This is a genomic window from Cohaesibacter sp. ES.047 (genome assembly GCF_900215505.1).
In the GTDB taxonomy this organism is placed as follows: Bacteria; Pseudomonadota; Alphaproteobacteria; order Rhizobiales; family Cohaesibacteraceae; genus Cohaesibacter.
The window spans coordinates 939,649-966,128 of the sequence record NZ_LT907844.1 but is presented as its reverse complement, the minus strand read 5'-3'; the positions used below and the strand labels follow the sequence as shown (position 1 = coordinate 966,128).

Genomic DNA, 26,480 nt, shown 5'->3' with positions numbered 1-26,480 from the left:
TGTCAATTCGCGTAAAAACGTAAGCATGAGAGTCGTGGCACCCTCTATAATTCAGCCAAGATTTCAACCAACAACCGACTGAACTAAAAGAAAAACTTCATTTTGCAAATTGGCTGGGGCAATGAAATCGGCTGATATTCAGGGCGATCTCAAAAGGTGTTTGCAATTGCATTCTGCATCCGTGGCTGACCAGAATTTGGCGTTCCCACAGTTCAAAAGACGGCATGAAAAGCTGCCAATCAATATAACTCATTAAAATCAATTAGATGAGAGAATTTATGGCGGAGAGAGAGGGATTCGAACCCTCGGAACGCTTGCGCGCTCAACGGTTTTCGAGACCGCCCCGATCGACCACTCCGGCACCTCTCCGCAACACTTTTCGGCGGCCAAGTCGTTTGCAAGCGCCTGAAAAGGTGGGCGGACCATACACAGACCGCCTCCCAAGCTCAAGCCATCAAACTGAAAAATCCCCATCCTCGCTCACTCTGCGGGGAAAAACCTGCCACCGTGCGCAGTTACGCCGAATGAGGCAGAGGATCACAAGACGGAAAAGCCCACCAGACCAAACAGAATGATCTGCGCCAGCACACCAACCATGAAGAAATAGCTCCGCAGACTGGGATTCTTGCGCGTCGCGACGAGATAATAGGTGATCATGTGCGCCAGTCGCGCGGCCAGATAGACCCACATCAGGATAGCCAACCACCCTGCATCCATGGCCACGAACATCGCGATGAACGCCAGCGCGACCATCAAGGGAACAGTCTCCAGCGAGTTCATGAATGTGCGGTGGCTGCGGAAGACGAAGGATTCCGGCCCCAGATTCTCATCAACGATGCCGGGCACATAGGATTCTTGCTTCCGATGCGCCCCGGCAGCAATAATCGCCTGAAGAAACACCATCAGCAGCAGAAGATAGATGGCAACAATCGCGAGTGAATAGTCTGGCAAGAACACGTCCAAGCGCCTTTCGTTCCGAACAAGGGGTCAATTAATTATTGCGCTAACGAATAGCACGACACAGCACGTCGGATCAATCACCCGCTTCGGTTTCTTCGGCCGGCCCGATCAATGGTCGCCTTTTGCAAAAGCACAACAAGTCAAGCAAATCCGCACCAAACGCCCTGTTTCCGCTCAGCTTTTCCTTGACAGCTCAAGCGTCCTGACTATAGTGCGCAGGAAATCTGGGCGTGGGGTCAATCCCGCGCCTCTTTGCTTGTTTCTCGCTTATCCTTCAATTCATTGAAAGATAAGTGAATTTCTCAAGCTCAACCCACTGACTGAAAAAAGACGGACCTGTCGGCCAAGCCGCGGAGCCCGGACGGAACGGAGAAAAAAATGTTCGCAGTCATCAAAACCGGCGGTAAGCAGTATACTGTTTCCCCCGAAGATATCATCAAGGTCGAACGCCTCGAAGGCGAAGCTGGCGAAACCGTTGTCTTTGACAGCGTTCTTCTCGTTGGCGGCGAAGGCGACGCACAGGTCGGCGCTCCTCTGGTTGATGGCGCAACGGTCGCAGCCGAGATCCTCGATCAGGGTCGCGGTCGCAAGATCATCATCTTCAAGAAGCGTCGTCGTCAGAATTCCCGTCGCCGCAATGGCCATCGCCAGCACTTCACCTCTGTCAAGATCACCGAGATCCTGACCGGCGGCAAGGCTCCGGCGAAAGCAGCCAAAAAGGCAGCACCGGCCAAGGCTAAGGAAGAAGAAGCACCTCAAGCCGCCAAGAAAGAGGCTCCCAAAGCAGCCAAGGCCGCCGAAGGCGAAACCGCGCCGCTCTTCACCGCGCCTGCCGAAAAAGACGATTTGAAAAAAATCTCTGGCGTCGGTCCGGTTCTTGAAGGTAAACTGAACGCACTGGGTATTACCAGCTTCGCTCAGATCGCAGCCTTCTCTGAAGAAGACATCGCAAAAATCGATGACGCCCTGAACTTCAAAGGCCGCATCGACCGTGACAACTGGCTTGAGCAGGCATCTGCTTTCGCCGCTGAGAAATAAGTCATGATCACCCGGCCGGAATGAGAATGAAGGCCGACAAACTGATCACAATGGAAAATCTCAGGGCATCATCGCGCTGAACAGCGGCGAGATGCCTTCGATGAGGAGACACCAAAATGGCACATAAAAAAGCAGGTGGTTCGTCCCGTAACGGTCGCGATACAGCAGGTCGTCGTCTGGGCGTTAAAAAATTCGGCGGTGAAACCGTAATCGCCGGCAACATCATTATTCGCCAGCGCGGCACCAAATGGCATCCGGGCGACAACGTCGGCATGGGCAAGGATCACACCATCTTTGCAACCACAGGCGGCAACGTACAGTTCAAAGCCAAAGCCAACGGCCGAACATACGTGTCCGTGCTCCCGGTGGCGGAAGCGGCAGAATAACACTGGCATGATAAAAACGATTTGCCGGTGTCCCAGACCCCGGTAAATCGAAAAGGCTCCTTCTGGTAAGGGCCAAAAGATTTCAAGGGGAGATGGGACACCATCTCCCCTTAACTTTTGACCCAACGATCAACCAACATTGTTGATCCGACCACACCAAACGAAGGAGGATCCGATGCCGGATATAGAAAAAGGCATACAGGAAACCGAGCCCGACTGTAGAACGGGTTCGGAAAGCAATTTCATCTTGCGGCGCCCGACCCGTCAGGACCTTGAGGCTCTTGTGGTCATGGCGAGCGATCCGCACATGGTGGCAAACCTGTGCACCAATTGGCTGCCCAGCACCATGCGTGCCGCCGACCTCTGGCTTGACGCGCTTCTGCAAGAGAGCAATCCAGACGCTTTTCCTTTTGTCATCAGTGACATGAAAGGCCGAGCAATGGGTGCTGCCTGCATCGTGCTTTTGGAGACCCCCGGCAACGCCGAGATCAGCGTGCTGGTTGAGCACAAGCATTGGTCCCAGGGCATTGCGACGCGGTCCATGCAGGCACTGGCCGATTTTGCTTTTTCGAACCCGACAAAAACACACAGCAAACTGGACAGCATGACCGCACGCTGCCGTGTATCCTGCGGTCGCTCCCGACGTATTGTCGAGAAAAGCGGCTTTCAGTTCTGTGGCTCCGGCATGGCCCACTCGCATTTTCAACGGGGCATGATCCCGATCGACCGCTATCGCCTCGATCGCAGCACCTGGCACGCCCTGCGCCACTGGGCGGGCGTCAGCCTGCTCGAGGCAACAGCAAACAAGAACAAAGAGGACCCCAGTGATCTAGACGTGAAAGGAGCAGCCTGATGCGCAGTCCAATACTCAGAAGCAAACGTCTTGTCCTGCGCATGCCGCAGCCACAGGATGCACCGGCCCTTGAACACTATCTCAGTGCCTATGAGGTCAGCAGCTATCTGACCGAGGTGCCCCATCCCTATCCGACCGGATCGGCGGTGGACTGGATCGAACGTCAACATAAGGGTATCTCCGGGCTCAACCTTGTCATCACGTTGGACTCCCGGCTGATCGGCGGTATCGGGCTCAAACCGTCGAGCCAGCGCGAACTGGGGCTCTTTGCACCGTCGATTGGCTATTGGCTTGCACCCCCATTCTGGGGTAAAGGCTTTATGCAGGAAGCGGCGCGCCGCCTGCTCGACTGGTATATGCCACTGGAGCCGACCGAACGCATCAGCGCAGCCGCCTATGAAGACAACAAACGGTCGCTGAAGGTTCTCTCCGGTCTGGGTTTCTGCGAAGTCGGACGCGGCGTGGTCTACAGCCCGGTCCGCGGCATCGAAGTGCCTCGGATCGAAATGGAACTGACCGCCGATATATATCTCGGACAGAGCGCGGCAGCATGAAGCGCCGCTCTGCACACACTAGACCTCATGCCGGCTGGCGCACCATGGCGCGTGCGTGGCAGGCATGGGGATCATGGAGCATTGCATGAAATTTCTTGACCAGGCCAAGGTCTACGTCCGCTCCGGCGATGGCGGGGCGGGCTGTCTTTCCTTTCGGCGCGAAAAATACGTCGCCCTTGGCGGCCCTGATGGCGGCGATGGCGGCAAGGGTGGCGATGTCATCGTGGAATGCGTCAATGGCCTGAACACCCTTATCGACTATCGCTTCAAGCAGCATTTCAAGGCCGAGACCGGCATCCATGGCATGGGGCGCAACCGAAACGGACACAACGGCAAGGACGTGATCCTCAAGGTGCCCGTCGGTACACAGATCCTTGATGAGGACAACGAAACCATTCTGGCCGATTTCACCGAAGTGGGCCAGAGCTACAAGCTCTGCAAGGGCGGCAACGGCGGCTTCGGCAACACCCATTTCAAATCCTCGGTCAATCAGGCACCACGGCGCGCCAACCCCGGCCAAGAGGGCGAGGAACGCTGGATCTGGCTGCGCCTCAAGCTGATTGCCGATGCTGGTCTGGTCGGCCTGCCCAACGCAGGCAAATCCACCTTTCTGGCGTCCGTCTCCTCGGCCAAGCCAAAGATCGCGGATTATCCCTTCACAACGCTTCATCCGAACCTTGGTGTTGTGGGCATCGATGGCCGCGAATTCGTCATGGCCGACATCCCCGGTCTGGTTGAGGGCGCCCATGAAGGCGTCGGAATCGGCGACCGCTTTTTGGGGCATGTGGAACGCTGCCGTGTGCTTTTGCATCTTGTCGATGCAACACAGGACGATTTCCTCGACGCCTATCGCGTGATCCGTGGCGAGCTGGAAGCCTACGATGAGGGTCTGAGCGAGAAGGACGAGATCGTGGCACTGACCAAGATCGACTCGCTGCTTGATGAAGACATCGCAGAACGCCTCAAGGCGTTTGAAAAGGAATTTGGCTTCAAGCCCTTTGTCATCTCGGCAGTGGCCCGCACCAACATGGACGACATCCTGCGTGCCATCATCGGCAAGGTCGAGGATGAAAACCGGCGCGAGGCAGAAGACCAACAGGAAGAAGAGGCCTGGCGCCCCTGAGCAGGGTGCCGGAAGCACATCATGACAAGCAAGATGAAGCTGCAGGATCAAAAGAGGATCGTCGTCAAGATCGGCTCGGCGACATTGGTGGATGCCAAGACCGGAAGACTGCGCGCCGCGTGGCTTCAGACCCTTGCCGATGACATCGCCATGCTCCGCAGTCGCGGTAGAGAAGTGCTCATCGTCTCCTCAGGTGCAATCGCGCTCGGACGGCGCAAGACCAATCTGCCTGCCCACGGCAAGCTCAGGCTGGAGGAAAGCCAGGCCGCAGCCGCCATCGGGCAGATTGCTCTGGGTGAGGCCTATGCCGATGCTCTGCACAAGGTCGATCTGACGGCGGGCCAGATTCTTCTCACCCTCGGGGACACCGAAGAGCGCCGACGCTATCTCAATGCTCGCGCCACGCTCTCAACTCTTTTGCAGCTTGGCTCTGTGCCCATCGTCAACGAGAATGACACCGTGGCAACCTCGGAGATCAAATATGGCGACAATGATCGCCTCGCGGCGCGCGTCGCCACCATGATCAGCGCCGACTGCCTCATTCTGCTCTCCGACATCGACGGTCTTTATACCGCCCCTCCTGCCAACAATCCCGACGCCCGACATATCCCCCTTATCGAGCATATCACGCCCGAGATCGAAGCCATGGCCGGCAGCACCGGCTCTGAATTCGCCAAGGGTGGCATGACGACCAAGATCGCCGCAGGAAAGATCGCCGTCAATGCCGGTACCTCGATGATCATCGCCAATGGCGGCGTCTACAATCCGCTCAAGTCCATCATGGATGGGGCCAAATGCAGCTGGTTCGTGGCCAATTCCAACCCGATCACCCAGCGTCGCCGCTGGATCAATGGCCATCTCGAACCGCACGGATGCCTGACGCTTGATGACGGGGCGGTTCGAGCCCTGCACAGCGGCAAGAGCCTTTTGCCTGCCGGGGTCATGTCGCTTGAGGGGAACTTTGCCAAGGGCGATGCTGTCATCTTGCGCGCGCCCAATGGCGAGGAGATCGCGCGCGGCCTGATCGGCTATGACCATTTCGAAGCCGAGAAGATCAAGGGGTGCCGGTCCAACCAGATCACCGAGATTCTGGGCTATGATGGCAGACCGGAACTCATCCACCGCGACGACATGGTTCTGCGTGACACCGAACCGGCCGAGCATTCGGAACATGCCGCGCAATGAGCGCTTGACCGGACCGGAAATTTACACCATATCCAATAACCACGGGCCACGGCCACACGCCTGAAACACGGAAATCAGGACGACAAAGGCCAGCAAAACGAAGGCCCGCAAGAAGGGGAAAAGCCATGAATGAAATGACGCGACCTGTCGCTGATGTCATGTCCGATCTTGGCGTGCAAGCACGTCAGGCGTCGTATGCGTTGGCCAATGCCCCGACCGAAACAAAAAATCTGGCGCTGAGTGAAGCAGCCAAGGCCCTGCGTGCCGATATCAATGGCATTCTGGAAGCCAATGCCAAGGATGTTGCCAAAGGAAAGGAAGTCGGCATGAGCGCGTCCTTTCTGGATCGCCTGACGCTGGACGCGGACCGCATCGAGGCCATGGCTGCCGGGCTTGAGGCCATTGCCGAACTCCCCGACCCCATCGGCGACATCATGTCCGAGTGGGATCGCCCCAACGGCCTTCATATCGAACGTGTCCGCACCCCGCTTGGTGTCATTGGTGTGATCTATGAAAGCCGCCCCAATGTCACCGCCGATGCGGGGGCCCTTTGCCTCAAATCCGGCAATGCCTCGATCTTGCGCGGCGGTTCGGACAGCTATCATTCGTCCCGCGCCATTCATGCCTGTCTCGTCAAGGGGCTGACGGCTGCAGGCCTGCCGGCCAGCGCCATCCAGATCGTGCCCACCACGGACCGCGCGGCAGTGGGCGAAATGCTCAAGGGACTTGGCGGCAATGTCGACGTGATTGTCCCGCGCGGTGGCAAGGGCCTTGTCGGACGGGTGCAGAGCGAAGCGCGCGTCCCCGTCTTCTCCCATCTTGAAGGCATCTGCCATGTCTATGTCGACAAGGCGGCAGACGCTGACAAGGCCAAAGCCATTGTCGTCAACGCCAAGATGCGCCGCACGGGCATTTGCGGAGCCGCAGAAACCCTGCTGATCGACCGCTCAATCGCTCAGACCATCGGCAAGGATGTGCTTGCCGCCCTCAGCGAGGAAGGATGCAGCATCCGAGGCAGCGCCGACGTGCTCGCCCTCTGCCCGGCTGCGGACGCAGCCAATGAGGATGACTGGTCGACCGAATATCTCGACAGCATCATTTCGGTCTGTCTTGTCGATGGGGTTGAGGGCGCGATCAGGCACATCGCAACCTATAGCTCGAGTCATACCGAAAGCATCATTACTGAAGACGCAGCGGCTGCAGATCGCTTCTTGAAGGAAGTGGACAGCGCCATTGTCATGCACAATGCCTCGACCCAGTTCGCCGATGGCGGCGAATTTGGCATGGGAGCGGAAATCGGCATCGCCACGGGCCGGATGCATGCGCGAGGACCAGTGGGCCTTGAACAGCTCACAAGCTTCAAGTATCGCGTCCACGGCACTGGCCAGACACGCCCGTAGAACGATTGGAACCAAGAGCAATTGCGCGATGTGCATCGCATCGAGCAGCGGCAGGAACAATGACCAGATCCAGACTTTATCCTCTTGACCTGCCCCCTGCCTCACCCGGCATGACAATCGGTCTTTATGGCGGCAGCTTCAACCCTGCCCATGCGGGCCACCGGCACGTGGCGCTGACTGCACTGAAACATTTCCAGCTTGATCGGATCTGGTGTCTGGTCACGCCGGGCAACCCATTGAAGGATACAAAGAATCTCCCTTCCCTCGAAACGAGACTGGAGGGAACGGCTTGTATGATGGATCATCCGCGCATCGACGTGACGGGTGCCGAGGCACGAGCCGGCACACGCTTCACGGCCGAGACCCTCGAATGGCTCGACAAACGCACGGTCGGAATTCGCTTCATATGGATCATGGGGGCTGACAATCTGCCCCAATTCCACCGTTGGCAGCGATGGCAGTCAATTCTCGAGCGCATACCGGTCGCCATCATAGACCGACCGGGGCACAGCCTCTCGGCCCTGTCTTCACCGGCCGCCCTGCATTATGCATGGGCACGCCTTCCAAGCCACAAGGGAGCTGCGCTTGCACGCATGAAAAGTCCCGTCTGGAGCTTTCTGCATGGCCCCAGAAGCAACCTTTCGTCAACGTATTTGCGTAGCAATACGACAACACAACCAAATGAAGTTGGCCAAAAGCCTTGAAAATGTCATATAGGATGACGTATTTTAAAAAGGCGGAGGTCTGACGACCAAATCAGTCATTCCCCTATCCATGTCTATCCATCATTGGAAACATGTGATGGATTGGCGAAAATGCCGGGCTTTGGCTCGGCGCATATTATCTACTCAGAAAGAGGTAAATTCCTGTCCACCGCAACCCAAATGGAGATGATGCCTGAAGGCCCTTCTCCGATGAGCCTTGTTTCGGATCGCATGGATCCTGAACAGGCCCTTGAGCTGATCCTCTCGAGCCTCGACGAAGCCAAGGCAGAGGACATCCTGTCGATTGATCTTCGCGGCAAGTCTTCCCTTGCCGACTTCATGATCATCACATCCGGTCGCTCCCATCGTCATGTCGGCGCCGTTTCCGACCGTCTTCTGAGAGATCTCAAGGACAACGGTTTTGGCAACGCGCACGTCGAAGGTCTGCCCAATTGCGATTGGGTGCTGATCGACACTGGCGACCATATCGTTCACATCTTCCGCCCCGAGGTCCGCGAATTCTACAATATCGAGAAAATGTGGGCTGCCGAGTCTCAGGACGACGTCTGAGATAGCGCGGCCAGTCACCCGACGGCACAGGACCTGATCCCAGCCCGACCGGTGACAGATGGAAAAGAACGATGAAGCTTATCATGGCAGCCATCGGGCGGCAGAAAGCCGGCCCGGAGACGGAGCTTGTCGCTCGTTACCAGGACCGCGCCGTCAAGGCAGGAAGAGCATTGGGACTATCCGGACCCGACATGGTCGAGTTCGCGGAAAGCCGCGCCCGCAATGCCAATGAACGCAAGGCGCAGGAAGCCACCCAGCTTCTTGGAGCGATCCCGAGCGGTGCCTTCATCATCGCGCTGGACGAGCACGGCAAGAATCTGTCCAGCGAGGCGTTTGCGCAGCTGGTGGACAAGGAGCGCATCAACAGCACCCCCGCGATGGCCTTTGTGATCGGCGGGCCCGACGGCCACGGACAGGACTTATTGCAAAAGGCCGATCTGAAAATCGCTCTGGGTGCCATGACCTGGCCACATCAGGTTGCCAGAATCCTTCTTGCCGAACAGATCTACCGCGCCATCACCATTCTGACAGGGCACCCCTATCACAGGGTTTAGCTGGCACAGGGTATAACTGGCACAAGGTGTAACTGGCCCAGAGGATGAATGGCTCGCGGGCATGACAGGACGGCAATCCGCCGTTTCTGCGTGAGGGTTTGCACAGCAGCAGGCAGAGAGCAAGTCGAAGCGGGACAACCGGCGCGTTCCTTGCCTTTTCCTCAAGCGGTGGATTCCACCGGCAGGACCCATGCACTACATTTCACCTCAACCCCTTTTCAAAGGTGATTCGGGTGCCCGTGAACCAATCGAAGCGATCGATGCCGAACAAACGCAATGCCATCAGCATCCTTGCCTTCGCGTCCCGCGTTCTGGCTGTTTGTTTCCTCGCTTTTTTGACCGTTACACCGGTGCAGCGCCCCGCTCTGGCGCAGTCAGATCCAGCATCTGAAGACGCGCCCGATCCCGCTCCTGAAATGTCGGAAGCCGAAGCCCGTGCCGCGCGCGCACTGGAAGCGCGTCTCAAGGCCAGAACGGATCAGGAAAAGGCGCTTTCGACCATCGAACAGTCGATCGCCATGTCGGAACAACGCCGCGACGAGCTCAGCCAGGAAATCGCCCGCCTCAAAGCAGACCGCCAGACAATCCAGACGGACCTGATTGACACAGCCAACCGCATCCAGACCCTTGAAAGCTCCATTTCAGAGCGTGAAGCCCGGCTCAAGATCCTGTTCGCCGACCAGACGGAGCTTCGGGTTTCCCTCGCCGAGCAGCGCGATTCCCTGTCGAAGGTTCTCGCCGCCCTGCAACGCATCGGCCGCAACCCGCCACCGGCCCTTGCCGTTCGGCCCAATGAGGCCCTTGATGCGGTCCGCTCGGCCATTCTTCTCAGCACCCTGGTGCCGGAAATCCGTCTCGAGGCCACCTCCCTTGCCACTCAGCTCGAGGAACTCATTCGCCTGCACACGGAAATTGAGGACGAAAAGGGCGCCCTTCAGGGAGGGCTGGCCAAGCTTGAGGAAGAGCAACAGCGCCTTGATCTTCTGATGCAGCGCAAAGAGAAACAGCAGAGCACCACTGCGCGGGCCGCTGAAGACGAGCAGAAAAAAACGGCCGAATTGGCGGCAAAAGCGGAAAGCCTTCAGGACCTCATCGAAGGCATGGAGAAAGAGATAGAAGCCGCCCGTCTTGCCGTTAGAGAGGCGAAGGATGCCGAAAAACGGGCTCTGGAGCAGAAGATTGAAACGAAAAAGCAGAAGATTGCGGCATTGAAAGATGCAGCGCGCCTTTCTCCTGCCATACCTTTTGATAAGATGAGAGGACTCTTGCGCCTCCCGGCGAATGGAACGATTCTGAAGCAATTCGGAACTAGTGATGGCTTTGGAGGCAGAATCAAGGGATTATCGATTGCGACGCGCGCCGGCGCTCAGGTAACGAGCCCTGCGGATGGCTGGATTGTGTATGCGGGTCCATTCAGATCCTTTGGCAAGCTCTTGATTATAAATGCCGGAGATGGCTACCATATCGTTCTGTCAGGTCTGGACGAACTTTTTGCGGAAGTGGGAAGTTTTGTTCTGGCCAATGAACCAGTCGGGACGATGCAAAAGACACGATTGGCGGCCTCGGATCTTTTAGATGCAGGAACCTCCAAACCGGTGTTATACATGGAATTGAGAAAAGATGGTGTTGCAGTTGATCCAGCACCATGGTGGACAGCAGTTTTGAAGGAAAAGGCAGACGGATGATCCGTAAACTTTCACTTATGTTTCTAGGTGCCTTGATGGGCGCAAGCCTCGTCATCACCTTCGCGGTGGCACCGTGGGAAACAACCAGCCCGGCGCACGCCGCTGGCAGCGACACCTATCGTAACCTGAGCCTGTTCGGTGATGTGTTCGAGCGGGTCAAACGAGAATATGTTGAACAGCCCGAGGACGAGGAACTGATCGCCTCCGCCCTCAACGGCATGTTGAGCGCACTCGATCCACATTCCAGCTATCTCTCCCCGAAGAATTTCGAGGATATGGCGGTGGAAACATCCGGCGAGTTCGGTGGGCTTGGCATTCAGGTCACCCTCGAGGATGGTCTGGTCAAAGTGATCTCGCCCATTGACGACACCCCGGCTCACAAGGCAGGCATGCTCGCCGATGATTTCATCACTCACCTCGATGGACAGCCAGTACGCGGCCTCACGCTTAATGAAGCGGTTGACAAGATGCGTGGCAAGCCTGGCTCCAAGATCGAGCTGACGGTGATCCGCGAAGGCATCGAGAAACCCTTCAAAGTGGAAATCACCCGCGAAGTCATCAAGCTCACCTCGGTTCGGTCCAAGGCCTTCGATGATATCGGCTACGTCCGCATCACCCAGTTCAACGGCCAGGCCTTTGCAGGGCTGAAAGACGCAATCGGCGAACTCGAAAAGGAAATCGGAGCCGACAAGATCAAGGGCTTCATTCTCGATCTGCGCTCCAACCCGGGCGGTCAGCTCGACCAATCGATCGCCATTTCCGATACCTTCCTCGATCAGGGTGAAATCGTATCCACCCGCGGTCGCAACAAGGAAGAGGACAAGCGCTTCTATGCCCGTGCTGGTGACATGCTCAAGGGTCGCCCGATGATTGTGTTGATCAATGGCGGCTCTGCCTCGGCATCGGAAATTGTGGCAGGGGCACTCTACGATCATGGACGCGCCACGCTGATTGGCTCGAAGAGCTTCGGCAAGGGCTCCGTTCAGACGATCATTCCGCTTGGCAACAATGGCGCCATTCGCCTGACCACAGCCCGTTACTACACTCCGTCGGGCAGGTCGATTCAGGCCAAGGGCATCGTGCCGGACATCTTCGTCAAGCAGGAGCTACCCGAGGAACTGAAAGATATGTTCCCGCAGGCCTCCACGACAGAAGCCACCCTCAAGGGGCATCTGGAGAATGAAGAAGACGTGGCCGACACTGAAGCAGAAAAGTCTGTAACCGAGGGTGATACCGAGGAAAAACTGCCCTACTCGCCGTCTTATGTGCCGGTAGAGGCGGAAAAAGACACTCAGCTTCAATATGCGCTCAAGCTGATCCATGGCGAGGAAACCAATGAGGCCTATCCTCCCAAGGTCAAGAAGAGCATCTAAAGATTGATGGCAGGCCCCGACATGGGGCCTGCCTCTTCCTCTTACAAAAGTCCGGAGCGGATCATGGCGGCGAATGATCTGAACAAGCCCCTTGGGCAAACGAACAAGCCTTCCCTTCGCAAAAGCCAGATCTTTATGTTGGGATCCCTTGCTGCGCTTGCCGTTGTCATAACTGGCCTTGCATCCTGGGTTTTCCTCGTCGATGACCCCTATGGCGGCTACGCCACCAAAGTCGTCGATCTATCCGGTGCCATGAATTCAGGCACCCAGATCGGGATCGAAGGCATTCGCCCCGGCCTCAAACCCGGCATACCCGAAACCAACATCGATGGTCAGCCCGACCCCGACGCTGACATGAACGGCCTGACCGAGCTCACGCCCGACGATCAGCTCGCCTCGACCGAGACCGACACGTTGGGCAATGGCGAGGTGCGCGTGCTGGATCCTTCGGACCCGACGCTCAATTCGGCCACCTCGGACATCAGCAAGGCTCCCTATCGATTGAATGCACGGGAAGTAAACAGCGACGCCATCGCTGGCCTGCCCAAGATTGCGATTATCGTCGATGGACTTGGACTGTCACAGACCACGACGCAGGAAGCGCTCAGCCTGCTCTCGCCCGACATCACTCTTGCCTTTGCTCCCTATGGCAATTCCCTTGCACGCTGGACCAGAAAAGCACGCGGCCAAGGCCACGAACTGCTCATTCAGGTGCCGATGGAGCCGTTCGACTATCCCAACAACGACCCCGGCCCGCACACCCTGCTGACCTCGGCCGATGCCAAGACCAACAGCGCCAGCCTGAACTGGGTGCTGGGACGCTTTGATGAATATGTCGGCGTGGTCAATTACATGGGGGCCCGCTTCTCGACCGATGAAATGGCCGGAACCGATTTAATGCGCGAAATGAAAGCCAACGGCTTGATGTATGTCGAGACGGGCGCATCAGGGCGCAGCCGCCTCAACACCCTCGCCAGCAATCTGAATGTGCCCAACCTGCGCGCCGATCTCATCATTGATGCCCGTGGCCGAGCTGCCGATATCGAAACCCGGCTCATCCAGCTCGAAACGATTGCACAGGAAAAGGGCGTCGCGCTCGGTGTGGCCTCGGCCTATCCCATATCCATCAGGTCCATATCGGACTGGACCCAAAATCTCAGACAGCGCGGCTTTGCGCTCGTTCCTGTCACAACACTCCTGCAACAATAGAGCCGTTCTCGCGCGCACCGGCTCCTGACCACGCGCAAAACGGCTCTGCTGAAGCGTCAGAATTGAATCCGGTCCCCCGGTTTGTATTCAGGGCGCTCCATCCAAACAGCAAGGCATCAAGACATGGTTTCACGTGAGGATCTCCCCTACCGCGATTGCGTTGGCATCTGTGTGCTGAACAAGGACAACAAGGTCTGGATCGGCGATCGCTATGGCTCCACCGAACTCGCCACAAGCCAGTTCACATGGCAAATGCCTCAGGGCGGTATCGACAAGGGCGAAGATCCCCTTGACGCGGCAAAACGCGAGCTGTTCGAAGAAACCACCATTCACAACGTCTCGCTTATGCGCGAAGCCCCGGACTGGTTCTACTACGACCTTCCCGACGATCTGTTAGGCATCGGGCTGAAAGGCAAATTCCGTGGCCAGCGCCAACGCTGGTTCGCCTTCCGCTTCGAAGGAGACGACAAAGAGATCAATATTCTCACCCCCGGCGACGGCAAACAGCATCAGGAGTTTCAGAACTGGCGTTGGGAAGAGCTTGCCAAAGTGCCTGACCTCATCGTACCGTTCAAACGGGACGTCTATACAGAGGTCGTCAAGGCTTTTGAGGACCTCATCGACTAAGGGGTCTTATATGCTTTTCCGGCGTCCTTCAGACACCGGCCATAGAAAAGGGCCACTTGCCACCCAAGCAAGTGACCCCACGCTCCGATCAGGACACAACCCCTATCCTGCCCTGACCTGAGTGACAAACTTCGCAACCTCCTCTTTCAGGAACGCCGACTGCTGCTCAAGCTCCGCTGCTGCGGACCGCACCTGCGCCGAGGCCGCGCCTGCATCCTTGGAGGCCGAGGAAACCGCCGAGACATTCTCACTGACCAGTTGGGTTCCTTCTGCGGCCTGATGAACGTTGCTGGCAATTTCCTGCGTAGCACTGTTCTGTTCTTCCATCGCGGAGGCAATCACCGCAGAAATCTCATTGACCGTCTGGATGACGTGGCTGACGTCCTCCATTGATGACGAGGCTTCTCGCGTCGCCGACTGGATTTCGTTGATCTTGGCTCCGATATCGCTGGTCGCTTTGGCGGTCTGCCCAGCAAGCGCCTTAACCTCGCTGGCAACCACCGCAAACCCGCGCCCGGCGGCCCCTGCACGCGCTGATTCGATCGTGGCATTGAGCGCCAGAAGATTGGTCTGCTCGGCGATGCCAGAGATCATTTCGACCACTTCGCCGATTTTGGTGGAGGTTTCGGCCAACCATTGGATCTGACCGTTGGTTTCTCCAACCTTCTCCACCGCATCCCGGGCGGCGTTGTTGGCCTGAACCACCTGCTGACTGATGTCGGCAATCGTGCTGGTCATCTCTTCAGTTGCAGACGCAACGGACCGCACATTGCTCGATGTCTGCTCGGAGGCAGCCGATGCCCGCGTCGCCTGGCTTTCGGTTTCGATTGACACATCTGCCATCGCCTTGGCCGTTGCACTAAGCTCTGTCGACGCCGTGGAGACCGCATTGACGATGGATCCGACATGAGCATCGAATTCGTCGGCCATCTTGACCATCAGCTCATGCTTTTCCTTTTCAGCCTCGATCTTCGCCTGCTTCTGCTCCTCTTCAAGCTGCCTTGTCCGGATCCCATTCTGCTTGAATATCTCAACCGCTTGCGCCATTGATCCGACCTCATCGCCCCGTTCACGCCCGGTGACAGAAACCGTAAGGTCATTGTTGGCCAATCGAACCATGACACCGGTCAGGGACACCACCGGTTTGGTGATGCTGCGCGCGATCAGGAAGGCAATAACAAGCCCGACGCTTGTTGCGATAATGCCCACAAGCATCATCATCAGCCTCAAGTCGTCAATCTGCTTGTTGACCCGTTCCTGTGTCGCACCTTCATCCTTCTTGGCGGACACGGTGATTGCCCGGGAGGCGGCGAGGATCTCTGTGGCTTCCGTATCAAGCACTTCCTGTCGCAGCCGGAAGGTTTCCTGGGTGGCCTCATGAAGACGCTTGAAGGCGTCCAGATAGTCCTTGGTATCGCGATTGGCGTCGCGCAGCGTGGACTTCTGCGCGGTGCTTATAACACTGTCTTCCAGCTGAACCAGCTTGTCTTCAAGATGCCTGAGGTTTTTCTCGACTGTTTCGGCCTCGGCTTCGCTGGTCGATGATTGATACTTCATCACGTTCAATCGAGCAAAAAGCAGATATTCCTGGGCCTCGCTGGCATAGCGTGCCGAGACGAGGTCAGCACTGGAGAAGGCTGCATCCCGGATGTGGCTCAGTTCATCCTTGATCCGATTGCCCTGCTCCGCCATTTCCACGCCGGCAAGGCGCTGCATCTCACTACGGTGGTTAGTGATGTCCAGAAACCCGTTCTTGTAGCTTTCCAACCGGGCATCAATTTGTTTCAGCAGGGCTACCCGTTCCGGCTTCTGCAATTCGCTTCTGGCAAGCTCAACATTCTCAAGCACCTTGGCAAAACTGTCTGAGAAGTCTTTCTTTCTGGCTTCCGCCGCCTCCTTTGTCACGGTTGCCAGATAAGCACGGGCCTCAAGCTGCGTCGCGACCACTCTGCGTTGCAGATCAGACAACAGCAGTGCATCTCCTGCCTTGTCGCCATAAAAAAGGATCCTGTCTTCAAGGTCTTTGAGATTGAGCGTTCCGTAGGTCGTCAGACCGACCAGCAGGAGAAGGATGAAAGCAAAACCCAAATAGATCCTGTGACCAATCCTGAGGTGGGACAGCAAGGATCGTTGAGGCTTGTCATGAAGAACGTGACCAGAATCCGGAGTTGTAGCGTCCGTATCGGGAAGGGTTGTGGCGGTGTTCATAATAGGGACCGTAAAACCTTTGGGTGTAAGTCAAAACGCGAATTACAACCAACTTTGTAAACCAAGGTTAACAATCCATTAAGTACAAATATGAATGAAATGGATTGAAGCTTAATTATTTGATAACTAAAAGAGAAAATCGGAACGAGAAAGGAATGAATTTATTTTGATTGGAGCGACCCAAAAGTCGTTTTTTACTCGGATCGTGCAAATGTGATTCTATACAACCATGACTATAGGCAAGTCAGGTATCTCACAGGCTCTATTCACAAACATTTCAATACTATGCACTTATAGAGAGAGTAAACCAGAATAGGGTTCGGAGAACGCAATCCCTTTTTAGGGAGAGCGAAACCTCCGCGCTCGACTGACTGCGTTCACGGTGCGCCCTGTCTCGATATAAAACAAAAAGGCCGCAGCAAATGCCACGGCCTTTCTATTCAATTCCTTAACAAACGAGCTTATTTCGTCGTCGCCAAACGCAACTTCTCGAGACGCGCAAGGCGGAGTGCCGCCTCATTCAAGACCTCGTCAGTTTCGGCATCTGCGACATCTTCCTCAGCATCCTTGATGAGCTGTTGCACCCGCTCAAGATCCAGCTCTACAACCGGCAGCGCCTGTTCAACCAGAACCTTCAGACTGGACGGCGTGACATCGGCAAAACCGCCACGGATATAAATATCCTGTTTGCTGCCATCCTCCAGTTCGGCTTCAAGAACACCAGGAGAAACGGAGGCAATCACCGGCGCATGGTCTTTCAGGACGGTGAAAAATCCGTCCATGCCCGGCACAACGACTGAGCGACAAGCGGCTGAAAGAACCAGTCTTTCCGGTGATACAAGTTCAAAGCTGAAAGCTTCGGCCATGTTGGATATCCTATTTTCTCAGGGCGTTGACGTCGCTTAAGCGGCGTCTGCTGCGAGTTTCTGAGCCTTCTCGATTGCTTCGTCCATGGATCCGACCATGTAGAAAGCAGCCTCTGGCAAGTGGTCATACTCACCTTCAACAAGACCCTTGAAGCCCTTGATCGTGTCTTCCAGAGAAACCAGCTTACCGGAAACACCGGTAAAGACCTCTGCCACATGGAACGGCTGGCTGAGGAAGCGCTCAATCTTACGAGCACGGGCAACCGCCATCTTGTCTTCTTCAGACAGTTCATCCATGCCGAGAATGGCAATGATGTCCTGAAGAGCTTTATAGCGCTGCAACGTTTCCTGAACACGTCGAGCGACATCATAGTGTTCTTGCCCAATGATGCGCGGGTCAAGCATACGAGACGTCGAGTCGAGCGGGTCCACTGCCGGATAAATCCCCTTCTCAGCAATGGCACGGTTCAACACGGTGGTTGCGTCCAAGTGAGCAAAGGAAGTAGCAGGCGCCGGGTCAGTCAAGTCATCGGCCGGCACGTAAATGGCCTGAACAGACGTGATCGAGCCCTTGTTGGTGGTGGTGATGCGTTCCTGCAGCAAGCCCATATCGGTTGCCAGAGTAGGCTGATAGCCCACGGCAGACGGGATACGACCAAGAAGCGCGGACACCTCGGAGCCTGCCTGAGTGAAGCGGAAAATATTGTCCACAAAGAACAAAACGTCCTGACCTTCATCACGGAAATGCTCAGCAACGGTCAGACCGGTCAAAGCCACACGAGCACGCGCTCCCGGTGGTTCGTTCATCTGGCCATAAACCAGGGCACATTTGGAGCCCTCGCCGCCGCCTTCTTTGTTCACGCCGGATTCGATCATTTCCCAGTACAGGTCGTTACCCTCACGGGTCCGTTCCCCAACACCGGCAAAGACGGAGTAGCCGCCATGCCCAAGAGCAATGTTGTTGATCAACTCCTGAATGAGAACCGTCTTGCCAACACCGGCGCCGCCAAACAGGCCAATTTTACCGCCACGGGCATAAGGAGCCAGCAGGTCGACAACCTTGATGCCTGTTTCCAGAATCTCAGCTTCGGTGGACTGATCCACGAAAGACGGAGCAGGCTGGTGGATTTCGCGGGTCTGGGAGCGATCCAGATCACCGGCTTCGTCAACCGGCTCGCCAATCACGTTGACGATACGTCCCAGCATGTGCTCACCAACCGGCACAGCAATCGCGTAACCTGTGTTTGTCACAGGCTGGCCACGAACAAGACCTTCGGTGCTGTCCATCGCGATGGTGCGAACAGTGTTCTCACCCAGATGAAGAGCGACCTCAAGCACAAGGCGCTGGCCATTGTTGTCGGTTTCAAGTGCGTTCAGAATGGGTGGAAGTTCACCCTCGAACTGGACGTCCACAACAGCGCCGATAACCTGCGTGACACGTCCGGTAGCTGCTTCATTTGCTGCCATTCGTCTATCCTCATCAATCGCCGTCAGAGCGCCTCAGCACCCGAGATGATCTCAATCAATTCATTCGTGATCTGTGCTTGTCGTTGCCGGTTGTATGACATTTCAAGTTTACCGATCATTTCACCAGCATTGCGTGTCGCATTGTCCATCGCGGACATACGAGCACCCTGCTCAGAAGCACCATTTTCAAGAAGCGCCCGGTAAATCTGAACCGACACGTTCCTTGGCAGAAGATCCGCAAGGATTTCCTCTTCACCCGGCTCATATTCATAAATGGCACCGGATTTTTTCTCACCGTCGGCCTTTTCTTCAAACACAGCCGGAATGATCTGCTGCGCGGTCGGCACCTGTGTCACCACAGACTGGAACCGGGCATAGAACAGAGTGCAGACATCGAACTCACCCTTCTCGAACTTGAAGAGAAGAGGCCGCCCAACACGCATTTCGGCGTCGTTGAAACGCAAGTGTTTCACATCGCGCATATCAACAACATCAATGATGTCATCGCCGAACTCATTCTTGAGTACGTCAAAGCCTTTCTTGCCGACGCACAGAATTTTGACTGTCTTGCCCTCAGCCTTGAGAGACCGGGCATGAGCGCGCGCAAGACGCGCGATCGAAGAATTGAAGCCGCCGCAAAGACCGCGTTCAGCAGTGCAGACCAACAACAGATGGTTCTGATCGGAACCAGTCCCGGCCAAAAGGGCCGGCGCTGAATCGTCACCAGCAACACTGGCCGCCACGTTGGCGAGAACCTCGTCCATGCGTTCGGCATAGGGCCGCGCATCCTCCGCCGCGCTCTGGGCACGACGAAGCTTTGCAGCCGCAACCATCTGCATGGCCTTGGTGATCTTCTGTGTCGCCTTAACCGAGGCGATACGATTCTTGAGGTCCTTAAGGCTTGGCATTCTTAGCCTCCGTTCCCCGTCAGTCGGGTTTTAAGCGAAGTTTTTCGCAAAACCGTCGACCGCCGCCTTCAGTTTCGATTTCAGATCGTCATCGAGAGATTTCTTCTCACGGATGGCATCCAGCACATCTTTGTGCTCGTTGCGCATCACAGCCAGAAGACCCTCTTCAAACGCGTGGACCCGGTTCACTTCGATGGTATCGAGATATCCGTTCACACCGGCATAGATCACAGCAACCTGTTCTTCCACGCGAAGCGGCGAGAACTGGGGCTGCTTGAGAAGCTCGGTGAGCCGCGCACCACGGTTGAGCAACCGCTGTGTGGTGGCGTCAAGGTCGGAGCCGAACTGCGCAAAGGCAGCCATTTCACGATACTGAGCCAATTCACCCTTAATCGGACCAGCCACCTGTTTCATGGCCTTGACCTGAGCGGCAGACCCAACGCGGGACACCGACAGACCAACGTTCACCGCAGGGCGCACCCCTTGATAGAACAGATCGGTTTCAAGGAAGATCTGACCATCGGTGATCGAGATCACGTTGGTCGGAATGAACGCAGACACGTCGTTGGCCTGAGTTTCAATCACCGGCAAAGCGGTCATGGAACCCGAACCATTGTCTTCATTCAGCTTCGCCGCACGTTCCAAAAGACGGGAATGCAGATAGAAAACGTCACCAGGATAAGCTTCACGCCCAGGAGGACGACGCAGCAACAAGGACATCTGGCGATAGGCAACAGCCTGTTTGGTCAAATCATCATAGACCAAGAGGGAATGCATGCCGTTATCGCGGAAATACTCGCCCATGGCGCAACCGGCAAAGGGAGCCAGATACTGCATCGGAGCAGGATCGGACGCGGTTGCCGCGACAACGATGGAGTATTCCAGAGCGCCGTTTTCTTCCAGCGTTTTCACGAACTGGGCAACGGTAGAGCGTTTCTGACCGATGGCAACATAGACGCAGTAGAGCTTTTCGCTTTCCGAACCGGTGTCGTTGATCGACTTCTGGTTCAAAATGGCATCAAGCGCAATTGCGGTCTTGCCTGTCTGACGGTCGCCAATGATCAGCTCGCGCTGACCACGACCGATCGGGATCAGAGCATCCACGGCCTTCAGGCCGGTCTGCATCGGCTCATGAACCGATTTACGTGGAATGATGCCCGGAGCCTTCACGTCAACGCGTCGGCGTTCGGTAGCCTCGATCGGGCCTTTACCATCAATTGGGTTACCAAGCGGATCAACGACACGGCCCAGAAGACCTTTGCCGACAGGTACGTCAACGATAGCGCCGGTACGCTTTACGATATCGCCTTCCTTGACGCCGCGGTCGTCGCCGAAAAGCACGGCACCGACGTTGTCCATTTCAAGGTTGAGCGCCATACCGCGCATCCCACCAGGGAATTCCACCATCTCACCAGCCTGAACATTGTCCAGACCGTAGATGCGGGCGATACCATCACCAACAGAGAGAACCTGACCAACTTCGGAGACTTGAGCGTCGGAGCCGAAGTTTTTGATCTGCTCTTTGAGGATTGCGGAAATTTCCGCGGCCCGAATATCCATCAGCCGACCTCTTTCAGTGCAATCTTGAGCGAGTTGAGTTTAGTGCGCACAGAGGAATCTACCATCTGCGAACCTACTTTTACGACAAGGCCACCCAGAATGTCTGCATCGACCTTGGCATCAATTGCAATATCCTTGCCCAATGCATCCTTGAGCGACGCTTTGAGCGCCTCCATTTCAGCATCATCCAACGGGCGGGCAGACGTGACGTCAGCCACTTGCTCACCACGCTGAAGAGAAAGAATTTTGCGGAAACCTGTAATCATCCCCGGCAGCGTGAAGAGCCGGCGATTGGAAGCAACGACACGGACGAAATTACCAACAATGCCAGTGATTTCAGCCTTGTCTAGAATAGCGGAAACAGCAGCGAGCTGTTCATCGGCGGTGAAAACAGGGCTATGAACAAGCCGCCTGAAGTCTTCACTCTCATTCATCATCGCTTCGATGCTGCCAAGCTGAGTCTCAGTTGCATCAAGCGCATTTTCTTCGGAAGCGAGGTCGAACAATGCACGCGCATAGCGTTCGGCCACTCCTGAAACTTCTGAATTGTTATCCGTCACCTGGTCGCTCTCTGACATTAGGAGATTACCCTACATTCGCAGCGTATTCCCACTTAGGAACCGCCATCTTCTAAGGGCGTCCGTATCATCCACCCGGGAGCGTCTCACTCCTAGGTCGATGCTCGTCTAGCACATGCCTTCCGACTGCGCAACATTACCTTCATGGCTATAAGTCGTAAAAGCCGTTTATACTGCGAAAGACGGATGAATGAATCTGTTTTTATTAGACAAAAGATACCGGATCGACATCAATTTGTACACGCAAAGAACCACTTGGCTTGGGACAAGCGGCCAACCAGCGCCGCAACCAGGGCGATAGGGGAAAGGCTCTTGGGGCGGCCACAAGCAGGCGAAACCGATAACGCCCCCGCAAAACGGAAAGCGGCGCTTCCGCCGGCCCCAACACCCGCACATCCTCCTCGCGCGGTACGCAGCGAACCATCTCCCGACCGTAGGACAAGGCAGCCTCACGATGCTCGGAAGACAGGATCACGGCGGCAAGGCGCCCGAAGGGAGGCATCATCGCCCGCTGACGCTGCTCCAGCTCATAGGTGTAAAACCCCTGACGGTCGCCCACCGCAAGGGCATTGATCACGGGATGATCCGGCGCATAGGTCTGAAGCAAGCCGCGCCCCTGCCCCTTGTGCCGTCCTGCCCGGCCCGTGACCTGAGCAAGGGTCTGGAACACCTTCTCCCCGGCCCTCAGATCCCCGTGGGCCAGCCCCAGATCGGCATCGATCACCCCCACCAGTGTCATTGAGGGAAAATTGTGCCCCTTGGCGACCAACTGTGTCCCGATCACGATATCGGCCTTGCCTGAGGAAATCAGCTCAAGCTCGGCCTTGAGCTGCTGCACCCCGTGGATGAGATCGCTTGACAGAATAACGATATGCCGGTCCGGCCAGAGGCTCGCGGCTTCCTCTGCGATCCGCTCCACTCCCGGTCCACAGGCGACGAGACTGTCCTCATTACCGCACTGCGGACAGGATGGCGGCACCGGTTCGCAATGGCCACAGTGATGGCACACCAGCTGCTTGCGGAACCGGTGCTCCACCAACCATGTCGAGCAACTGGGGCATTGGAAGCGATGGCCGCAGGTTCGGCATAGGGTCAAGGGAGCGTAGCCGCGTCGGTTGAGGAACAATAGGCTCTGTTCCTTGGCCTCCAGAGTCTCATTGACCGCATCGACAAGAAGCGGTGAGAGAAAGTTGCCGCGCTCGGGCGGATTGACCCGCATGTCGATAAGTTTGATATCCGGCATGGACTGTCCGCCGAAGCGATCAGGCAGACAGATATGCTCATACCGTCCCTGATCCGCATTGTTGCGGCTCTCGACCGATGGCGTGGCGCTGGCCAAAATCACCGGAAAGCCGCTGAGATGCCCGCGCACCACCGACATGTCCCGAGCATTATAGATCACGCGGTCTTCCTGTTTGTAGGCCCCGTCATGCTCCTCATCCACGATGATCAGACCCAAAGCGCGGAAGGGCAGCATCAGCGCGGAGCGCGCGCCCACGACCACGTCGACCTCACCGGTCGCCACGCCGCGCCAGATCTGGTTCTTGTATCTTTGCGACTGGCCGGAGTGCCATTCGCCCGGACGGGTTCCGAATCGGGCTTCGAATCGATCAAGAAACGCACTGGTGAGCGCAATCTCGGGCACCAGAATAAGGATCTGACGTCCCTGGCGCAGCGCTTCGGCAACCGCTTCAAAATAGACTTCCGTCTTGCCCGATCCCGTCACCCCATCAAGAAGGATGCCTGAGAACCGGGATTGGGCGACCGCATTGCGCAGCTTTTCGCCAGCCTCTTCCTGAGCCTTGGACAAAGCAGGTGGGGCATGATCGGCGTCGGGACGCTCCATCAGCTTGGGCGGGGGCAGAAGACAGGCTTCAAGCGTTCCGGCCTTTATGAGACCATCGATGACCGAGGCCGAAACACCGGATCTCTCAACGATTTCGGACTTTGTCTCGGCAAGCCCCCCTTCCATCGCCTCAATGACCCGCGCACGGGCCTTGGTCATGCGCTCTGGTGCAGGCCCCGTCAGGCGCAAGGCCGGTGTGGGCTTTGGCGGCAGAAGCGCCTCTTCCCCGCGCAAGACCATACGCAACACCATGCCCCGCTGTGCAAGGGTATAGCTGGCGATCCAGTCGACAAAGCGCCTGAAATCCTCGGACAGCCTCACCCCGTCATAGACATGCTCGATATCCTTGATCCGGGATTCATCCTTGAAGTCGCTTTCATCGTCCCAAACCACACCGATCACCGAACGCGGCCCCAGCGGCACACGCACAACCTGCCCCGGCTCAAGGTGCCCGAAGTCAGGATCCTCGCTGCCCAGAAGACTGGGAACCCCATAGCTATAGGTGCCCCCCGCGAAAACGGGGACCAGAACCGACACGATCTGACTAAACGAAGACACAAAGATCCCTTTATTTTAGACTTCTCGACAGAGGAAACGACTTTTCGCCATTCAGGGGGGCTGACGGATGGCCAACTTTGGTTTAAGGAACATATGCAAATCTGTCAGCGATTTCCATTCCGGAATTGGCGCAGGTTTGGCCGGGGCATTAATCGCGAAAGCATAACCCGATTCGATGCCACCGGGTTGACCAGGTAGATCAACATTTCTGCTTTCAGGCGGGCAGCTGAAGAAAATTTGATCTAGAACATTTCGCGCAAGCCCTCAAATGCGAGAAGTGTACAACCATTGAAACAGCGCGTTATCCTGTCGTCGTTACGAAGCACGACACAGTCCCGCGCGAATGGACTAGGGAGCACCGATTCCAATGAAATTCTTCGTCGACACCGCTGATACCAACGAGATCCGTGAACTGGCCGCTACCGGCCTGATCGATGGTGTCACAACCAACCCGTCCCTCATCGTGAAATCCGGTCGTGACTTCAAGGAAGTCATCGCAGAGATCTGCGAAATCACCGACGGTCCCGTTTCCGCCGAAGTTACCGCGCTGGAAACCGAAGCCATGCTCGCAGAAGCAGCAGAGCTGCTCAAGATCGCGAAAAATGTCTGCATCAAGCTGCCCCTCACCATTGATGGCCTGAAAGCTTGTAAAGCGCTGACCGATCAGGGCCACAAGGTCAATGTCACCCTCTGCTTCTCGGCCAACCAGGCCCTGCTTGCAGCCAAGGCTGGCGCGACCTTCATCTCTCCGTTCATCGGTCGCCTTGATGATCTGAACATCGACGGCATGGAGCTGATCGAAGAAATCCGCACCATCTATGACAACTACGGTTTCGAGACCGAAGTTCTGGCAGCCTCCATCCGCGGCGCGAACCACGTCAAGGAATGCGCTCTGGCCGGTGCCGATGTGGCAACCATGCCGCCAGCCGTCATCAAGGGCCTTTCCAAACATGTCCTGACTGACAAAGGACTCGAAGCCTTCTTGGCCGACTGGGCGAAAACCGGTCAGAAAATCGTTTAAGGCTCCACGCGATATTAAAATCGCGTTTGAAAGATCGATCGCATCGATCGGCCTTAAAAAAGGGTTAATCCTTATCCCCGATGCTTGGCAACAGGTGTCGGGGTTTTTGATTCGCTGAAGTCATAGTGCCGCTTGCCCCGCCCGACGACAGGAGACCCCGATGGCCCGCTCAAGTCAGGCTGCCACCAAGCCCCCCCATGCCCTGATCATTGCCACGAGACCCTTGCGCAAGGCTCAGGAGCAGTGGCTAGAAGGGCTGACGAACGAACGGCGGCTCTCTGAGGCAACCTGCGAAGCCTATGACCGGGATCTCGACCAGTACTTTGCCTTTCTGACCGATCACATGGGCGAGCCTGCCGACCTGTCCCATTTCCCGTCCCTGCGCCCCGCAGACGTGCGCTCCTATATGGCACGGCGCAGACAGGATGGCGTATCCTCGCGCTCACTCGCACGAAGTCTTGCTGGCATCCGGTCTTTTGTGCGCTATCTTGAAGAGCGCGGTCAGGCAACCTCAGCGCCCTTCAAAGCGGTCAAGCCGCCCAAATATTCGCGCTCCTTGCCAAAACCGCTGACGGTTGAAAAGGCGCAGCGGCTGGTGAACCCGTCGGAATCGCTGGCGACGGAACCATGGGTTACGGCACGCGACAGCGCCGTCTTTCTTTTGCTCTATGCGGTTGGCCTTCGCATCTCCGAAGCCCTCGCACTGACATTGCGCACGGCCCCCCAGCCCGGCCAGAACGCCATGACCGTGACCGGCAAGGGCAACAAGCAGCGCCGCCTGCCTGTGCTGCCGGTGGTCCAGACCGCTCTTACGGACTATATCGACCGTTGCCCGTTTGAACTGGACCCAGACGAACCGCTCTTTCGCGGTGTGCGAGGCGGCCCCTTGAGCCCGCGCGTGGTGCAGAAGACAATCGAGCTGCTGCGCGGTGCCCTTGGCCTGCCAGACAGCGCCACGCCCCACGGCCTGAGGCATTCCTTTGCCACGCATTTGCTGGCCAATGGCGGCGATCTAAGGACCATTCAGGAGCTACTGGGCCATGCCAGCCTGTCAACAACCCAGAGCTACACCGAGGTCGAAATGTCCGAGTTGATGTCGATCTATCAAAAAGCCCATCCCCGCTCCTGACAGTTTTTGCAAGAAATCAGCATAAATCCGCGTGATTGGCTCGGACTATAAGGGTTTACTTAACGAGCACGTAACGCATTTTTGTTACCCTTATACTTATCAAACCGTTGCGGTTTGG

At 56.6% G+C, this 26,480-nt stretch carries 24 protein-coding genes and 1 tRNA gene; 16 read left to right on the top strand and 9 right to left on the bottom strand.

What is annotated here, in order from left to right; translation table 11 throughout:
* Window positions 1–279: 279 nt before the first annotated feature.
* Window positions 280–369 (bottom strand) — tRNA-Ser (locus CPH65_RS04335).
* Window positions 370–537: 168 nt separating this feature from the next.
* Window positions 538–951: an MAPEG family protein gene (locus CPH65_RS04330; protein ID WP_197703957.1), complete on the bottom strand. Its 414-nt coding sequence runs from the start codon at window positions 949–951 to the stop codon at window positions 538–540.
* Between the two features lie 387 nt (window positions 952–1,338).
* Between CPH65_RS04330 and CPH65_RS04325 the strand changes: the two genes are divergently transcribed.
* The 14 genes from CPH65_RS04325 (at window position 1,339) to CPH65_RS04260 (ending at window position 14,221) form a co-directional block, all read left to right on the top strand.
* Window positions 1,339–1,998: a 50S ribosomal protein L21 gene (locus CPH65_RS04325; protein ID WP_096172290.1), complete on the top strand. Its 660-nt coding sequence runs from the start codon at window positions 1,339–1,341 to the stop codon at window positions 1,996–1,998.
* Between the two features lie 116 nt (window positions 1,999–2,114).
* The gene (gene rpmA / locus CPH65_RS04320) at window positions 2,115–2,384 is read left to right on the top strand and encodes a 50S ribosomal protein L27 (RefSeq protein WP_096172289.1); all 270 of its coding nucleotides are present in this window, start codon (window positions 2,115–2,117) and stop codon (window positions 2,382–2,384) included.
* Window positions 2,385–2,559: 175 nt separating this feature from the next.
* Window positions 2,560–3,237 carry a GNAT family N-acetyltransferase gene (locus tag CPH65_RS04315; RefSeq protein WP_096172288.1) on the top strand — a complete coding sequence of 226 codons (678 nt, stop codon included), beginning with the start codon at window positions 2,560–2,562 and terminating at the stop codon, window positions 3,235–3,237.
* Window positions 3,237–3,791, top strand: a complete 555-nt coding sequence (locus tag CPH65_RS04310) for a GNAT family N-acetyltransferase (protein ID WP_096172287.1) — start codon at window positions 3,237–3,239, stop codon at window positions 3,789–3,791. The genes CPH65_RS04315 and CPH65_RS04310 overlap by 1 nt, the downstream gene beginning before the upstream one ends.
* 85 nt (window positions 3,792–3,876) lie before the next feature.
* Window positions 3,877–4,914 carry a GTPase ObgE gene (gene obgE / locus CPH65_RS04305; protein ID WP_096172286.1) on the top strand — a complete coding sequence of 346 codons (1,038 nt, stop codon included), beginning with the start codon at window positions 3,877–3,879 and terminating at the stop codon, window positions 4,912–4,914.
* Window positions 4,915–4,932: 18 nt separating this feature from the next.
* Window positions 4,933–6,099, top strand: coding sequence for a glutamate 5-kinase (proB, locus tag CPH65_RS04300; RefSeq protein WP_197704037.1), 1,167 nt, complete (start codon window positions 4,933–4,935; stop codon window positions 6,097–6,099).
* A gap of 125 nt (window positions 6,100–6,224) precedes the next feature.
* Window positions 6,225–7,499 (top strand): glutamate-5-semialdehyde dehydrogenase, encoded by a 1,275-nt coding sequence (locus tag CPH65_RS04295; RefSeq protein WP_244574536.1) that lies wholly within the window; start codon window positions 6,225–6,227, stop codon window positions 7,497–7,499.
* 59 nt (window positions 7,500–7,558) lie between these two features.
* Entirely contained in the window at window positions 7,559–8,203 is a 645-nt protein-coding gene (locus CPH65_RS04290) for a nicotinate-nucleotide adenylyltransferase (protein ID WP_096172284.1), read from the top strand.
* Window positions 8,204–8,392: 189 nt separating this feature from the next.
* A complete protein-coding gene (gene rsfS / locus CPH65_RS04285) occupies window positions 8,393–8,773 on the top strand; it encodes a ribosome silencing factor (protein ID WP_096176232.1) in 381 nt (126 codons plus the stop codon).
* A gap of 71 nt (window positions 8,774–8,844) precedes the next feature.
* The gene (rlmH, locus tag CPH65_RS04280) at window positions 8,845–9,327 is read left to right on the top strand and encodes a 23S rRNA (pseudouridine(1915)-N(3))-methyltransferase RlmH (RefSeq protein ID WP_096172283.1); all 483 of its coding nucleotides are present in this window, start codon (window positions 8,845–8,847) and stop codon (window positions 9,325–9,327) included.
* A gap of 260 nt (window positions 9,328–9,587) precedes the next feature.
* Window positions 9,588–11,012, top strand: coding sequence for a murein hydrolase activator EnvC (locus tag CPH65_RS04275; RefSeq protein WP_096172282.1), 1,425 nt, complete (start codon window positions 9,588–9,590; stop codon window positions 11,010–11,012).
* The gene (locus tag CPH65_RS04270) at window positions 11,009–12,385 is read left to right on the top strand and encodes a S41 family peptidase (protein ID WP_096172281.1); all 1,377 of its coding nucleotides are present in this window, start codon (window positions 11,009–11,011) and stop codon (window positions 12,383–12,385) included. Before CPH65_RS04275 ends, CPH65_RS04270 begins: the two co-directional genes overlap by 4 nt.
* A gap of 63 nt (window positions 12,386–12,448) precedes the next feature.
* Window positions 12,449–13,594, top strand: a complete 1,146-nt coding sequence (locus CPH65_RS04265) for a divergent polysaccharide deacetylase family protein (RefSeq protein WP_157747496.1) — start codon at window positions 12,449–12,451, stop codon at window positions 13,592–13,594.
* 123 nt (window positions 13,595–13,717) lie between these two features.
* Window positions 13,718–14,221, top strand: coding sequence for an RNA pyrophosphohydrolase (locus CPH65_RS04260; protein ID WP_096172279.1), 504 nt, complete (start codon window positions 13,718–13,720; stop codon window positions 14,219–14,221).
* Between the two features lie 102 nt (window positions 14,222–14,323).
* On the opposite strand, the gene CPH65_RS04255 is transcribed toward CPH65_RS04260, so the two are convergent.
* From CPH65_RS04255 to CPH65_RS04225, 7 genes are all read right to left on the bottom strand, one after another.
* The gene (locus CPH65_RS04255; RefSeq protein WP_096172278.1) at window positions 14,324–16,429 is read right to left on the bottom strand and encodes a methyl-accepting chemotaxis protein; all 2,106 of its coding nucleotides are present in this window, start codon (window positions 16,427–16,429) and stop codon (window positions 14,324–14,326) included.
* Between the two features lie 461 nt (window positions 16,430–16,890).
* The gene (locus CPH65_RS04250) at window positions 16,891–17,295 is read right to left on the bottom strand and encodes a F0F1 ATP synthase subunit epsilon (RefSeq protein WP_096172277.1); all 405 of its coding nucleotides are present in this window, start codon (window positions 17,293–17,295) and stop codon (window positions 16,891–16,893) included.
* 36 nt (window positions 17,296–17,331) lie between these two features.
* Complete coding sequence (gene atpD, locus CPH65_RS04245) at window positions 17,332–18,762, bottom strand: F0F1 ATP synthase subunit beta (protein WP_096172276.1); 1,431 nt, start codon at window positions 18,760–18,762, stop codon at window positions 17,332–17,334.
* A 23-nt stretch (window positions 18,763–18,785) separates the two neighbouring features.
* Window positions 18,786–19,670: a F0F1 ATP synthase subunit gamma gene (locus tag CPH65_RS04240; RefSeq protein ID WP_096172275.1), complete on the bottom strand. Its 885-nt coding sequence runs from the start codon at window positions 19,668–19,670 to the stop codon at window positions 18,786–18,788.
* 30 nt (window positions 19,671–19,700) lie between these two features.
* The gene (atpA, locus tag CPH65_RS04235; RefSeq protein WP_096172274.1) at window positions 19,701–21,230 is read right to left on the bottom strand and encodes a F0F1 ATP synthase subunit alpha; all 1,530 of its coding nucleotides are present in this window, start codon (window positions 21,228–21,230) and stop codon (window positions 19,701–19,703) included.
* Window positions 21,230–21,790, bottom strand: coding sequence for a F0F1 ATP synthase subunit delta (locus CPH65_RS04230; protein WP_096176231.1), 561 nt, complete (start codon window positions 21,788–21,790; stop codon window positions 21,230–21,232). The genes atpA and CPH65_RS04230 overlap by 1 nt, the downstream gene beginning before the upstream one ends.
* Window positions 21,791–22,013: 223 nt before the next feature.
* On the bottom strand, window positions 22,014–24,212 hold the full coding sequence (locus tag CPH65_RS04225; RefSeq protein WP_244574535.1) for a primosomal protein N': 2,199 nt from the start codon (window positions 24,210–24,212) through the stop codon (window positions 22,014–22,016).
* A gap of 367 nt (window positions 24,213–24,579) precedes the next feature.
* On the opposite strand from CPH65_RS04225, the gene fsa reads away from it, so the two are divergent.
* Complete coding sequence (gene fsa, locus CPH65_RS04220) at window positions 24,580–25,233, top strand: fructose-6-phosphate aldolase (protein ID WP_096172272.1); 654 nt, start codon at window positions 24,580–24,582, stop codon at window positions 25,231–25,233.
* Window positions 25,234–25,393: 160 nt separating this feature from the next.
* The gene (locus tag CPH65_RS04215; RefSeq protein ID WP_096172271.1) at window positions 25,394–26,362 is read left to right on the top strand and encodes a tyrosine recombinase XerC; all 969 of its coding nucleotides are present in this window, start codon (window positions 25,394–25,396) and stop codon (window positions 26,360–26,362) included.
* Window positions 26,363–26,480: the final 118 nt, after the last annotated feature.

What these genes read in the sequence shown, in the direction of transcription:
- rsfS (WP_096176232.1), top strand. Translation starts at nt 8,393, where the DNA reads ATGCCTGAAGGCCCTTCTCCGATGAGCCTTGTTTCGGATCGCATGGAT.
- CPH65_RS04315 (WP_096172288.1), top strand. Translation starts at nt 2,560, where the DNA reads ATGCCGGATATAGAAAAAGGCATACAGGAAACCGAGCCCGACTGTAGA.
- CPH65_RS04290 (WP_096172284.1), top strand. Translation starts at nt 7,559, where the DNA reads ATGACCAGATCCAGACTTTATCCTCTTGACCTGCCCCCTGCCTCACCC.
- fsa (WP_096172272.1), top strand. Translation starts at nt 24,580, where the DNA reads ATGAAATTCTTCGTCGACACCGCTGATACCAACGAGATCCGTGAACTG.
- CPH65_RS04270 (WP_096172281.1), top strand. Translation starts at nt 11,009, where the DNA reads ATGATCCGTAAACTTTCACTTATGTTTCTAGGTGCCTTGATGGGCGCA.
- CPH65_RS04275 (WP_096172282.1), top strand. Translation starts at nt 9,588, where the DNA reads ATGCCGAACAAACGCAATGCCATCAGCATCCTTGCCTTCGCGTCCCGC.
- rpmA (WP_096172289.1), top strand. Translation starts at nt 2,115, where the DNA reads ATGGCACATAAAAAAGCAGGTGGTTCGTCCCGTAACGGTCGCGATACA.
- CPH65_RS04255 (WP_096172278.1), bottom strand. Translation starts at nt 16,429, where the DNA reads ATGAACACCGCCACAACCCTTCCCGATACGGACGCTACAACTCCGGAT.
- CPH65_RS04265 (WP_157747496.1), top strand. Translation starts at nt 12,449, where the DNA reads ATGGCGGCGAATGATCTGAACAAGCCCCTTGGGCAAACGAACAAGCCT.
- CPH65_RS04310 (WP_096172287.1), top strand. Translation starts at nt 3,237, where the DNA reads ATGCGCAGTCCAATACTCAGAAGCAAACGTCTTGTCCTGCGCATGCCG.
- CPH65_RS04240 (WP_096172275.1), bottom strand. Translation starts at nt 19,670, where the DNA reads ATGCCAAGCCTTAAGGACCTCAAGAATCGTATCGCCTCGGTTAAGGCG.
- CPH65_RS04260 (WP_096172279.1), top strand. Translation starts at nt 13,718, where the DNA reads ATGGTTTCACGTGAGGATCTCCCCTACCGCGATTGCGTTGGCATCTGT.
- atpA (WP_096172274.1), bottom strand. Translation starts at nt 21,230, where the DNA reads ATGGATATTCGGGCCGCGGAAATTTCCGCAATCCTCAAAGAGCAGATC.
- CPH65_RS04250 (WP_096172277.1), bottom strand. Translation starts at nt 17,295, where the DNA reads ATGGCCGAAGCTTTCAGCTTTGAACTTGTATCACCGGAAAGACTGGTT.
- atpD (WP_096172276.1), bottom strand. Translation starts at nt 18,762, where the DNA reads ATGGCAGCAAATGAAGCAGCTACCGGACGTGTCACGCAGGTTATCGGC.
- CPH65_RS04215 (WP_096172271.1), top strand. Translation starts at nt 25,394, where the DNA reads ATGGCCCGCTCAAGTCAGGCTGCCACCAAGCCCCCCCATGCCCTGATC.
- rlmH (WP_096172283.1), top strand. Translation starts at nt 8,845, where the DNA reads ATGAAGCTTATCATGGCAGCCATCGGGCGGCAGAAAGCCGGCCCGGAG.
- CPH65_RS04325 (WP_096172290.1), top strand. Translation starts at nt 1,339, where the DNA reads ATGTTCGCAGTCATCAAAACCGGCGGTAAGCAGTATACTGTTTCCCCC.
- CPH65_RS04295 (WP_244574536.1), top strand. Translation starts at nt 6,225, where the DNA reads ATGAATGAAATGACGCGACCTGTCGCTGATGTCATGTCCGATCTTGGC.
- obgE (WP_096172286.1), top strand. Translation starts at nt 3,877, where the DNA reads ATGAAATTTCTTGACCAGGCCAAGGTCTACGTCCGCTCCGGCGATGGC.